At 53.4% G+C, this 12,571-nt stretch carries 11 protein-coding genes; 10 read left to right on the top strand and 1 reads right to left on the bottom strand.

The window, feature by feature from the left end; all coding sequences use genetic code 11:
- Position 1: 1 nt before the first annotated feature.
- Both QW71_RS12425 and QW71_RS12430 read left to right on the top strand, forming a co-directional pair.
- Entirely contained in the window at positions 2 to 928 is a 927-nt protein-coding gene (locus QW71_RS12425) for an ABC transporter permease (RefSeq protein ID WP_039298044.1), read from the top strand.
- Complete coding sequence (locus tag QW71_RS12430; protein ID WP_039298046.1) at positions 915 to 1,709, top strand: ABC transporter ATP-binding protein; 795 nt, start codon at positions 915 to 917, stop codon at positions 1,707 to 1,709. The genes QW71_RS12425 and QW71_RS12430 overlap by 14 nt, the downstream gene beginning before the upstream one ends.
- A gap of 110 nt (positions 1,710 to 1,819) precedes the next feature.
- Here QW71_RS12430 and QW71_RS12435 read toward each other — a convergent pair whose 3' ends face one another.
- On the bottom strand, positions 1,820 to 2,035 hold the full coding sequence (locus QW71_RS12435) for a hypothetical protein (RefSeq protein WP_039298048.1): 216 nt from the start codon (positions 2,033 to 2,035) through the stop codon (positions 1,820 to 1,822).
- A 100-nt stretch (positions 2,036 to 2,135) separates the two neighbouring features.
- On the opposite strand from QW71_RS12435, the gene QW71_RS12440 reads away from it, so the two are divergent.
- The 8 genes from QW71_RS12440 (at position 2,136) to QW71_RS12475 (ending at position 12,060) form a co-directional block, all read left to right on the top strand.
- Positions 2,136 to 2,927, top strand: coding sequence for an SDR family NAD(P)-dependent oxidoreductase (locus QW71_RS12440; protein ID WP_039298050.1), 792 nt, complete (start codon positions 2,136 to 2,138; stop codon positions 2,925 to 2,927).
- A 225-nt stretch (positions 2,928 to 3,152) separates the two neighbouring features.
- Positions 3,153 to 3,878, top strand: a complete 726-nt coding sequence (locus tag QW71_RS12445) for an MgtC/SapB family protein (RefSeq protein ID WP_039298052.1) — start codon at positions 3,153 to 3,155, stop codon at positions 3,876 to 3,878.
- 86 nt (positions 3,879 to 3,964) lie between these two features.
- The gene (locus QW71_RS12450) at positions 3,965 to 4,954 is read left to right on the top strand and encodes an aldose 1-epimerase (protein ID WP_039298053.1); all 990 of its coding nucleotides are present in this window, start codon (positions 3,965 to 3,967) and stop codon (positions 4,952 to 4,954) included.
- 423 nt (positions 4,955 to 5,377) lie between these two features.
- Positions 5,378 to 7,189: an LTA synthase family protein gene (locus QW71_RS12455; protein WP_039298056.1), complete on the top strand. Its 1,812-nt coding sequence runs from the start codon at positions 5,378 to 5,380 to the stop codon at positions 7,187 to 7,189.
- 344 nt (positions 7,190 to 7,533) lie between these two features.
- Complete coding sequence (locus tag QW71_RS12460) at positions 7,534 to 8,547, top strand: substrate-binding domain-containing protein (RefSeq protein ID WP_039298058.1); 1,014 nt, start codon at positions 7,534 to 7,536, stop codon at positions 8,545 to 8,547.
- Between the two features lie 30 nt (positions 8,548 to 8,577).
- A complete protein-coding gene (locus tag QW71_RS12465; protein WP_039298060.1) occupies positions 8,578 to 10,443 on the top strand; it encodes a sensor histidine kinase in 1,866 nt (621 codons plus the stop codon).
- 21 nt (positions 10,444 to 10,464) lie between these two features.
- Complete coding sequence (locus QW71_RS12470; RefSeq protein ID WP_039298062.1) at positions 10,465 to 11,700, top strand: response regulator; 1,236 nt, start codon at positions 10,465 to 10,467, stop codon at positions 11,698 to 11,700.
- Between the two features lie 36 nt (positions 11,701 to 11,736).
- Positions 11,737 to 12,060: a hypothetical protein gene (locus tag QW71_RS12475; RefSeq protein WP_039298064.1), complete on the top strand. Its 324-nt coding sequence runs from the start codon at positions 11,737 to 11,739 to the stop codon at positions 12,058 to 12,060.
- The last annotated feature ends 511 nt before the right edge of the window (positions 12,061 to 12,571 follow it).

A 12,571-nucleotide genomic window follows, 5' to 3' on the forward strand; every position in this document is an offset into this window, starting at 1 on the left:
TATGTATAGTTCATTAATCGGCGCCCTGGAAATGGGCCTGCTGTACGCTTTTATGGCACTCGGGGTATATGTAACGTTTCGTATTCTTGATTTCCCGGATTTAACTGTAGACGGGAGCTTCACCACCGGCGGCGCGATTGCCGCGGTCATGATCACCCACGGATATTCTCCGCTGCTGGCAACAGTATGTGCCCTGCTCGGAGGGATGGCTGCAGGCATGTGTACAGGACTGCTGCACACTAAAGGGAAGATCAACGGCCTGCTATCCGGGATTCTGATGATGATTGCGCTATATTCCATCAATCTGCGGATTCTCGTGCGCCCGAATGTTTCCTTAATGGGCGAGGTATCCCTTTTCAGCTCTATTAATCCTCTGCTGGTTATGCCTTTTGTGGTTCTGCTGGTCAAGATTCTGATGGATCTGTTTCTACGTACAGACCTTGGACTTGCCCTGCGTGCTACAGGAGATAATTCCCGGATGATCCGCAGCTTCGGGGTCAATACGGATACTACGACGATTCTCGGCATCAGTCTGGCGAACGGAATGGTGGCCCTCTCGGGTGCGCTGATCGCTCAATATTCTACGTTTGCCGATTCATCCATGGGTATAGGCATGATTGTTATCGGGCTGGCTTCGGTAATTATCGGGGAAGCGATATTCGGTGCGGGTAACGTCTTCCGCGCTACATTGGCCGTAGTGCTCGGCTCCATCGTCTACCGGATCGTTGTGGCGCTGGCTCTGAGGGTGCCATGGCTCAAGGCTTCGGATCTCAAGCTGATTACAGCTATTATCGTTATCATCGCCCTCGTCTTCCCGTCCGTTCAGCGGTTCCTGAAGCAGAAGACGATGGCCCGCAGACGGACTGAAGAGCTTGCGGAGCTGACGCGCAGCAGCAAGAAAGGAGGGGCAGCCGATGCTAAAGCTTGATAATGTATCCAAGCTGTTCAATCCGGGTTCACCTGACGAGAAGATAGCCCTGCTGGGCATAGATCTGGAGCTGAGCGCCGGAGATTTCGTGACCATTATCGGCAGCAACGGGGCCGGTAAATCGACACTGATGAATATTATTTCCGGTGTCATGAAGCCGGATCTCGGTGAAGCGCGCATTGAAGGCAGCTCGATCAGCAATCTGGCCGAGTACCAGCGCGCACGCTGGATCGGCCGGGTCTTCCAGGACCCGATGGCCGGTACGGCGCCTCATATGACCATTGAGGAGAACCTGGCCATGGCTTATAAGCGGGGCCAAAGCCGCGGGCTGTCCTTCGGGGTGAATGCGGCCAGACGCACGCTGTTCCGGGAGCAGCTCAGCAAGCTGGGCATTGGCCTGGAGAACCGGCTGCGCGCCAAGGTAGGGCTGCTCTCCGGAGGCGAGCGGCAGGCGCTTAGCCTGCTGATGGCGACCTTCACCCAGCCGCAGATTCTGCTGCTGGATGAGCATACAGCTGCGCTGGACCCTTCGCGCGCTGAGCTGATCACGAAGCTTACCGAATCCATTGTCCGTGAGATGAAGCTGACTACACTGATGGTCACCCACAACATGGATCAGGCCATCCGTTTAGGCAACCGGCTGATTATGATGGACAAGGGGTCGATCATTCTGGATTTTGATGAATCCCGCAAGAAGGATCTGACGGTAGAGCGGCTGCTTGGTGAATTCGAAGCGATCAGCGGCCATAAGCTGGCGGATGACCGGATGATGCTGGGATAAGCAGGTATAGAACCTGGTGAAGGCTTGAGTGCTGTCTGTTAGATGGACAGCTGCTCAAGCCTTTATTGTTGTGTCTTTGTCTTTACTTTTTAATGGTGCAGAGAATAGGGTCAAATTCCATCCAGAGCTTCCTTCAGCTGAGCCAGATGACGTTCTTCATGAATGCCGATGAAATCCACCCACTGGGCGACATCCATCGGGCCGAACACCGGGTGGGGATACAGCTCATCATGAGTAATATTCTCCTCTGTGTAGAAAATAAAGGCATGTTTAAAGTCAATTTCATTATTGCCTCTTAAATTATATCCCCAAATGTGCTTTGTCAAAACAGCAGGGCCAGCCGATTCACTAAGCGGTATGGGAGGTATAATTTAACGAAAGAACTTGATTTTTGAACAACAATGACCATAGGAGGAAACTGCACATATGAACACTAAGAAGCTGGAAGGCAAAGTAGCAATCGTAACCGGAGGCGGATCGGGTATCGGCCGGGCGTCGGTGCTGGAGTTCGCCAGAAACGGAGCCAAGGTGGCTCTTCTGGACCGGACCGTGGAGAACGCAGAGAAGGTCGCACGTCAGGTGGTGCAGGAGGGCGGAGAAGCCGCTGTGTTCGAATGTGACATCGCCGAGCCGCAGCAGGTGGAGGACGCCGTGAAGCAGGTTGTTGCCAAGTGGGGGCAGCTGGATATCGTGTTTGCGAATGCCGGAATTAACGGTGCGATGACACCGATTGAGACGATGGATATCGAGTCCTGGGACCAGACCATTCAGATCAATCTGCGCGGTACGTTCGCTACGGTCAAATATGCCATCCCCCATCTGAAGGAGCAGGGCGGCAGTATCCTGATCAACAGCTCCATCAACGGTAACCGGGTATTCTCCAACATCGGATTCTCGGCATATAGCACAACGAAGGCCGGGCAGGTCGCTTTTATGAAAATGGCGGCGCTGGAGCTGGCCCAGTACAAAATCCGCGTAAACGCCATCTGTCCTGGTGCGATCACCACCAATATTGATGACAATACGTACCCTTCGGATGATCTTAAGGAAGTGCAGATCGAGGTTGAATTCCCGGATGGCGGACAGCCGCTGGAGAAGGGGCCCGGGCGTCCTGATCAGGTAGCCAAGCTGGCGCTGTTCCTGGCTTCTGCTGATTCGGATCATATTACAGGGACGGAAATCTATTGTGACGGAGCAGAATCGCTGCTGCATGGCTGATTCTTCTATTCGTGCTTTATCACTCATATAATGTGTGGAGTGCAGCCTTTAACTAAAAGCGGACGTTGTCCCTTTGCCGGAGCTCATCAGGTACTGATTGATGACCGGGTACAGAGGTGCAGCGGTCCGTTTTTCTTTTAAAATACCTGCGAAAAATTACTGTAAAGTTTGCAGTAGTTTTCAGGTATACTGATTCTATCTGTCAAGGAAAGGAGAAGGACAACAATGAATATTGATTTGCACACAGAATCTATTGTGAAGCTGCTTGTGGCCATGCTGTTCGGGCTGTTCATCGGGATTGACCGGCAATTGAAACAGAAACCGCTGGGAATCCGGACCAGTATGGTCATTAGTATCGCCAGCTGTCTGGTAACGCTGGTCTCGATCCATGCGTATGACAAGTTCGGCGGCACAGATCATCCCAATATGGACCCGATGCGTCTGGCGGCGCAGATTGTCAGCGGGATCGGTTTTCTCGGGGCGGGTGTCATTCTGCGCAGAGGCGGAGATGCGATATCGGGACTGACATCAGCGGCGCTCATCTGGACGGCTTCCGGTATCGGGATTGCGGTCGGCGCGGGATTCTATGTAGAAGCGGGTTATGCAGTTGTGCTGCTTATGTTTGCGGTAAATGCGGTGCCCCTGCTAATTAAAGCCATCGGCCCGGAGGTGCTGAACAAACATGAGATATCGATTAAAATCATCATGGAACCGAACTATATTCTAACCGATGTGATCCAGAAAATTGAGCAGCGCCATATCATTGCCGAGCAGCGCAAAACACGTAAAACCGGCCGGACAATCCGGCGGATGAAGATCAAGGATCTCGAAGACGGGAGACAAATGATTGATATGGTGATCTCCGCACCGGACCGTGATTATGCTACGGAAATCTATTATGATGTGAAGAAAATTGAGCATGTGATGAGTGTCGAAGTGGAACAGCTGTAAAAATGACATGTTGCCGATCCGGCAGATGTGGTACTCTATCTATGAGAGAGTCATTATGAGCTTATGGAAGGGAGATTAAAGTTATTATGTCGATTACTGCATTTGAAGGACAATATGAGGGAGAAGCCGCAGTCTGGCTCAAAGCCGGACGTTATGAGGCAGCAGTTCTGCCGGGCATCGGAGGTAACCTGATCTGCTTCCGTGATACTGAGAGCGGTTACCGTTTCCTGCATGAGCCTGGCGCAGAGGAAATGGAAGCATTCAAGGCAAACCCCGGGATTCACGGCATCCCTGTATTGTTCCCGCCGAACCGTTATGAGGATGGAGAGTTCCCGTGGAATGGACAAACCTACCATTTTCCGGTAAATGAGGCCAAGACGGGCAACCATCTGCACGGGTTCCTACATACAGCAGCCTGGGAGGTCGAAGAATTCGGCAGCGGCAAAAGCGAAAGCTTCGTCACTGTAGCGATCAAGGTGGATGAGAATCATCCTTCTTATCAATATCTGCCGTTCAAATACACCGTCAAGCTGCGTTATACTCTGGGAGAAGGCGGCCTGTCCCAGCAGCTGCTGGTTCATAATGACGGCGCAGAGCTGATGCCTTGTCTGCTGGCGTTCCATACTGCCATTAATGCCCCGTTCGCACCAGGCAGCACGCCGCAGGATTACCGTGTGAAGCTGACCATCGGCGAGCGCTGGGAGCTTAGCAACCGGATGCTGCCGACCGGCAAATTCCAGGAGCTGACTGCGGATGAAGTGGCACTGCGTGATGAGGGCTTGTATCCGTTCTATGCGCCAATGGACAACCACTATACCGCTGTAGCCCAGAACGGCCGCAACCGCATGGAGCTTACCGACAGTAAAGCCGGCGTTACGCTGGTGTATGATGTGGGAACCTCTTATAAGCAGTGGATGATCTGGAATAATGGAGCTACCGAAGGGTTCTTCTGTCCGGAGCCGCAGATCAACCTGGTTAATGCACCGAAGGTAGATCTTCCTGCCGATGACATCGGGTTGTTTGGTCTGGAGCCGGGAGAGTATTGGGAGGAGACTAGCCGCCTGTATGTGAAGTAGGGGGTATAAACTGAATTTCAGAGGTTAACATAAAGCTTCGGCGTCACTGCGGTGAAGATTTGGACTTCCGGCCGCTGTTGTCCCCAGATTTCTTGATATATACCGCTGCCCGCGGTTGAAATCCGGTGACAAAGGCGGACGCTACCGCTCCTACAGTTCCAAATTTCCCCTCCGGTCCTTTTGCTTATTGTTATTTCTTTTTTTCAGTTTATATAGTTGTAGAGATAGCAGAATGAAGAGCAGCGAAGTTTGCTGCTCTTTTTTGCGTGAAATACCATGCTGATAATCTCGCATCAGGGGATTATAGAAGAGGCTGTGAGGTGCATAATACGAAGATGTACTTCTTTTGGATACTGAATTTTAAGGCGGCTTTAAGCTAAAAGGCGTATACTACTCCTTTAATCTAGTTAGGAGTGAATCCATTTGTCACGGTTATTGCCTTCCAAACATTTGTCTTATTTGCTGTTAGTCCTGCTGGCCGGGGGATTTGTGCTGAATTTCTATCTGCAGGCAGCTTCCTTCAGTATGAATATATCGGGTGCTCTGCAGTGGACCCGCGGTTACCCTTGGCTGTATGGTGCAGGAAGCCTATTCATTTTCTTCATCCTGCTCTTAAGTTCAGTGATATTGCCTAATACATATGTGGGGCCTGCGGTTGTCAGTGTACTATGTCTGGTGCTGGGTGTAGCTGATTATCAGAAGCTTGTCACGAGAGGAGAGCCGCTTTTTCCATGGGATCTGATGCTGGTTAAGAATGCCGGTGAAATGAGCAAGATTACCAAAGGAATGATCTCACCGCTGGCGGTAATAGCCGCAATATTAGTGGCTGTTGGTCTGGCGTACATGATCCGCAAGCTGCCCAAGAACAGAATCAACCTGCCTTTGCGCTTAAGCCTGGGCGGGATCTCTGTGGCTCTGAGCGCAGGTTTTCTTGTGCTTGTCTCGGGTCATTCGTCTGTTGTTACGGCTATGAACTACCAGAACATTTTCTGGAACCAGAAGATTAATTATACGCAGAACGGATTCATATTTGCTTTTGCCGGAAATTTGCGCCAGAGCCTGCTGGAGAAGCCGGAAGGGTACAGCCGTGAAGCGGTTGAGGCGGTGTCAGCCAAGTATTCGGCATTGCCGGATGAACCGGCAGCAGCCATTCCCGGGGAACAGCCGAATATTCTGTTTATGATGGATGAGGCTTTCTTTGACCCAACGCGTCTGCCGGGGTATACCTTAAGCGAAGATCCGCTGAGATTCATTCATGCGGCGGCGGATGAGACTCCGTCTGGTTATTTGCTGTCACCGGAATTCGGCGGCAATACGGCCAATGTTGAATTCGAGGCCCTGACCGGGCTGTCGATGTATTTCCTTGGAGACGGAACCATTCCCTATCAACAGCGGATTGTCAAAATGTCTTCACTGCCGTCCATCGTCAGTATTCTGAAATCGCGGGGCTATCAGGCACAGGCGCTGCATCCGTTCGATGAGACCTTCTATAACCGCAACCGTGTCTATCCGGTACTTGGTTTTGACAGCTTCATCAGTGAAAAGGATTTGCCGGATGCCATCCGCCTCACCCCGGATGGCTATATCTCCGACAAGGCTGCTGTAGAGGAGGCTGTCCGCGAGCTTAAGTCGGCGTCCGGGCCGGCCTTCCTGCATCTGGTGACGATGCAGAATCATTTCCCCTTTACCAAAGGGCTGAACGGACCGAACACGATTACCGTAGAAGGCGGACAGCCGGCGCAGAAGGACGAGCTGGAGACTTACGTACAGGATACTAAGCTGACGGACGAGACACTGGCTTATCTGCAGCAGGAGCTGCTGACGATTGAACGTCCGACCATTGCTGTATTCTGGGGCGACCATCTGCCGGCGCTGACCGCCGGGATCTATACAGAGGCAGGCTGGGATCAGAAGCCTAGGCTGAAGCACGAGACGCAGCTGCTGATTCTGGCTAACTATGAGATCGGGAATGAGCCGCTGGGCACACTTAGTCCGGCTTTCCTTGGCCCGACCGTCTTTAGACTATCCGGCCAGCCGCTGCCTGCCTATTACAAGCTGCTGGAGCAGGTGCAGGAAGAAATCCCCGGTCTCAGCAAGAATGTGCTGGTCGGATCCGGCAGCAGCGGAATCCTGGGTGAATTGACACCCGGGCAGCAGGAGCTGCTGGATGACTATCGCCTGATCGAGTATGATCTGCTGGAAGGGGAGAAGTACGCGGAAGGCTTAATGTTCTAACCGGAATAGCTAGAATCAGCGCAGCCCCACATCATGGAAGCAGTTCTCGATCGGCTCGCGCAGCAGCAGCATCGGGTCATTTGTTACTTGTCCAGTATTAACCAACTGGTACGACATAAAATGTCGTATCAGATTTTTACTTTTCCGGATTCGGCTTCCGGGCCGTCCAACCCGTGCTCCAACTGATGCTCCAACTGATGCTCCAACTGATGCTCCAGCCGAAGCAGATCAATCAAGCAGATCGTAATTGACGGGAAGCCTGCCGAGCCCTTAGACTAGACTGGACATCGGTCAGGGCAAGCGGGCGGTGTCATTTACTTCTTGTTTTGAAAGGGGTTACATATGTGAGAAAGCTCTGGTTAGTCTATGTGCTGCTGATCGGCATCTTCCTGATCTACGTGCTGAATTACAAGCAGCAGGGGGATTCGGCGGACCCGTGGGAGACAGCCGGACTGCGCGGCAATATTGAAGATAAATATGTGATGGTCACATTCCAGATCGGAATCGACTACTGGAAAAGCGTGCTGAAGGGCTTCGAGGATGCGGCAGAGGAGCTTAATGTATCCGTGGAATACCACGGCTCGACCCAGCATAATGCCAATGAACAGATGACCGTGCTGGAGCAGACCATCGCCAAGAAGCCGGCGGGGATTGCCATTTCGGCGGTGAATTCCAAGCTGCTCACGGCGACGATCAACAAGGCGGTGGAGGCCGGCATTCCGGTGGTATTATTTGATTCGGGAGCGCCGGACAGCAAGGCTTATTCCTTCCTGGGAACGGATAATTACAATGCCGGGACCCAGGCCGCACACAAGATGGCTGAGCTGACCGGCAGCAAAGGCGAAGTGGCCATCATCACCACACCGGATCAGCATAATCATCAAGAGCGGACCGATGGCTTCCGGGACACTATACGAAACGAGTATCCTGAAATGACGCTTGTGGCCGTCAAGGCTGGCCGGGGAGACCAGGTGGCCTCGCGGGAAGCTGCCGAGCAGCTGCTGGCCGGGTATCCGCAGCTAGCCGGGATTTTTGCCACGGAATCCAATGGCGGGATCGGTGTGGCAGAAGCGGTGGATGCTGCTCAAGGCAGCGGCCCGGCACCGCAGATTATCAGCTTCGATACCGATAAGGGCACGCTCGATCTGGTGAAGGAAGGCAAGATTGCGGCAACCATGGCGCAGGGGACCTGGAATATGGGCTATTGGTCGCTGACAGAGCTGTTTCATCTGCATCGTGATCTGGAAGCGGACCCTGAAGCGTATGCGAACAATAAGCCCGTGCCCGTGCCGGATACGGTCGATACAGGGATAGACGTGGTCACACGGGTGAACGTGGATAACTATTATGCCAAGTAGGCTGCAGCTGCGGCAGAGGGGGAGCATGTGATGCGCAAGGGCAGCCTGAACATGGAGAAGCTGAAGCTGAATAATATGCCGATCCGCTACAAGCTGATTATTCATTTTTTGCTGATCAGCATTCTGCCCTCCATCGGGCTGGGGCTGCTGATTGGCTGGACGGTTGACCGGATTGTGGAGGAACAGAGCAACGAGAACACGGTGCAGCTAATCGGCAAGGTGAATACGGCCATAGAGAGTGATGTAGAGAATCTGCAGAAGATTACCTATCTGATTTCGTTTGACCCCGGTGTGCAGGGATTTCTGAAGGGGAATGTGACGGGTAACGGGCAGCGAGGCAGTACTGCGGGCAACGGGGAGTCGGCGGAATACAACATCCGCAAGTTTCTGCAGGGCTTCACTACGCTCAGCTCCGAGATTGCCGGGATAATGCTGGTCAATAGTGAAGGCGATTTCATCAGCAATGAGATGTATACCCGTTCCGGTACCCAGCTGACGGAGGAGGCCTGGTACAAGCAGGCAGCGGAGAACAAGGGCATCTTCAAGATTGTCGGTCATCCTTACGGCCGCGCTGTAATGTCCCATGTGGATTATAAGGAGAGCGAGGTGGTCTCCGCCGTAAGGGCGGTTGTTGATCCTGAAACGCAGGTTGTGCAGGGAGTGGTGCTGGTCGACCTGAAGCTGCGGGTCATTGCCGAGACAGCCAGAGATGTTACACTGGGCAAGACGGGCTACCTGACAGTGGTGGATGACAACGGGGAGATGATCTACGCGCCGCAGCACCCTTTTATGCAAAAGATTCCGGCAGACCTGTTCACCGAGTCTTCAGGCATCACCTCGGAAATCGTGGACGGCCGCCATTTGCAGCTGATCTACCGGACCTCTCCCTTCACAGGGTGGACAACGATGGGCGTGTTTCCGATGGATGAGTCAGCCTTTGGGGTGCGCGAGATTACCTTCAATGTCGTAACCTTCGTATTTGTAGTCTGTATGCTGGGGATGACGGCTTCCTTCTATCTCGCATATTCCATATCCCGTCCGATCGGACAGCTGGCCTCCTTCATGAGCAAGGCGCAGTCTGGCGACCTGACGATACGTTACTGGGGGAACCGTTCTGATGAGATCGGACTGCTCGGGCGCAGCTTCAATACCATGCTGGCCCAGATTGGCCGGCTCCTGTCCCTGACAGAACTGCAGGCTCGGCAAAAGAGGGAAGCGGAGCTGCGCAGTCTGCAGGCGCATATCAAGCCGCATTTTCTCTACAACACGCTGGATACGATCCACTGGATGGCCCGCAGCAAGGGGGCGGAGGATATTGCCGAGGTGGTGCAGTCCTTGTCCAAGCTGTTTCGGCTGGGCTTAAGCAAAGGGAGCGATATGATCCCGCTCTCCGATGAGCTGGAGCATATCGTCAGCTATCTGAAGATCCAGCATGTCCGCTACAGCAGCAAGCTGACGTATTCCATCGAAGTGGAGCCGCAGCTTCAGGAGATGTATGTGCTTAAGCTGCTGCTGCAGCCGATGGTGGAGAATGCGATTTATCACGGCATTAAGGAACGCCGCGGCCCCGGACATCTCTCTATAGAGGTCGAGGAAAGGGATAATGAGCTATACCTTACGGTTCGCGATAACGGTGCAGGGATCACTCCCGAACGGCTGAGTCTGCTGAAGCAGCGGCTTGAGGCTGTAGGAACACAGGACAGCGGGCATATGGAGACAGAAGCGCCGCTGCCGGATAGCGCGGGGAGCGGCTACGGAATTCTGAACGTGCAGGCACGGATTAGACTGACCTATGGGAAGCCGTATGGAATTACACTTGAGAGTGAACCCGGAAGCGGCACGGTTGTAACTGTCCGTCATCCGGTAGTCCGTGACAGTTATCCTGCGAAGGATTAAGAAAGAGGAGGATATCCGAGCATGCTGGACAAATGGAAAGTAATGATTGCCGATGATGAAGGGATCATCCGCAAAGGCATCCGGCAATGTGTGGACTGGGACAGTCTGGGTATGACTGTGGTTGCCGAGGCAGAAGACGGGGAAGAGGCGCTGGAGCTGGCGGTGCAGCATTCCATTCATATTGCGCTGGTGGATCTTAATATGCCGATTATGCATGGCATGGAGCTGATGAAGCGGCTGAGGGAACAGCTGTCCGGCTGCAAAATCATCGTCATCACCGGCCATGATGAATTCTCATATGCCCAGGAGTCGATCCGTCTGCAGGTGAATGACTATATTCTGAAGCCAGCCGAGCCGAAGCAGCTGATGCAGGTGCTCCGGGGTGTCAGGGGGGAGCTGGAATCGGAGAAGCAGCAGAGCCAGCATCTGCAGCAGGCCTCCCGGCAGCTGCAGAAGAATTTCCCGCTGCTGCGCGAGCGCTTCTGCCAGGAATGGCTGAACGGGAATCTGAGCCAGGCGGAGATCAGGGAGCAGCTGCAATTCCTGCAGCTGCCGCCGGAGCGGCCGGAGCGGATCGGCATTATCCGCTGGAGATGGGAGGGCCAGCATCCGGGGATGAAGGAGAACGAACGCCAGCTGTTCCTGTTCGCGATCGAGAATATCATCATGGAGCTGCTGGAGCCGTATACCAAGGTGATTTTCCGGGACACTGCCGGACTGGTCGTTGCACTGCTGTGGGATGACGCAGGCGAGCAGGTGTTTGCCGGGGTAGAAGGTGCTGTGCGCAGCAATCTCAAAATTGCTGTTGAAGTCGGCACCCGGCTTGTACTGGGGGAGATTACAGAGCTGGCTTCAGCCTACCGGAGCTGCCGGGTGGCGCTGGCCAAAGAGCAGCCGCTGTCACCGCTCGTCCGCCGGGCGAAGCAGTATATACAGGAGCATTACAGCGAATACGGACTTACCCTGGAGGGGATGGCCGGCCAGCTTCTGGCGTCACCTGTATATCTCAGCCGCCTGTTCAAGCAGGAGCTGGGTGAATCCTTCGGCATGTATTTAACGCAAATACGAATCCGCCGGGCCGCCCAGCTGCTGCATTCAACAGAGCTGAGCATCCATGAGGTGGCTGAGCAGTCGGGGTACGAGACACAGCATTATTTCAGCACTGCGTTCAAGAAGCAGACTGGCGTGTCGCCCCTGCAGTTCCGCAAAGGGGTGCAGCCTGAGGATGGAGATGACGGCAGGCGCAGAAAAGAGTAGGATGTTCATATATACATACAGCAAGGGGTGCGCAACTTGGAAGAAGTCAATGCTGTGAGCAATACCGGGACAGCCGGAGAATATAGGCAAGCTGCACTGGGCAGCATCGTAGTTCTGGAGTCGTGTCTGGAGAAATTTGCGTTCACCGAGCTGACCAGACAGCAGATGAATCAGTTTTTCAGGCTATCCTCAGGGCCTGCGGAAGCGGAGAATATCACCAGAAGAATCTCGGGTGTTTATATGGCCTTTTTGAGCAAGACCAATTTCAAACTCAAGACTGCAGAGAGTAACCGTCTTCTGTTCACCCAATTGAAGCAGGAGCTGGAAGAGATCAAGCAGGCATTAAGCGATTTGAGTTAAGCTTCACAGTATGCAGGCTGGCAAAATATTCAGGTAATGACAAGAAAAGCCGCTTCGCCGATGAATGCGGGAGCTTCCGTTTGAGGGGCGGTTTAGAAGCAAATGGTCAGCCGGAAACTTCCGGCTGGCTTATTGCTGCGCCGTCCCCCTATACACCACCACCCAACATACACGTTACTGTGCATATGACTGTGCTATAGTATCCCCACCCCGCTGCACACAGCTTGTACACCATGACCCTGAGCTATCACCCTACGCCATCACAACTATTTTCTCCGCTCAGCGGCATCACGCCGCCACTCTACGCCGATTACACAGTGTCACACAGCCGTCCTTTCAAACTTGCCGCGTGCCGCACCTCAGTATGTGCACCTCAGTATGGATTTCCCTATCCGTTCAGTTGTTACGGACCTGAGAGGCCTTATTTGCGCGCAAACGTGCATTTTTCAGAGCTAACGGACCTGAGAGCACTTATTCTCCCTCGGGCAAACAGATTTCGGAGTATTGACCT

Origin of the sequence: Paenibacillus sp. IHB B 3415 (genome assembly GCF_000802655.2) — a bacterium.
In the GTDB taxonomy this organism is placed as follows: Bacteria; Bacillota; Bacilli; order Paenibacillales; family Paenibacillaceae; genus Paenibacillus_AQ; species Paenibacillus_AQ phytohabitans.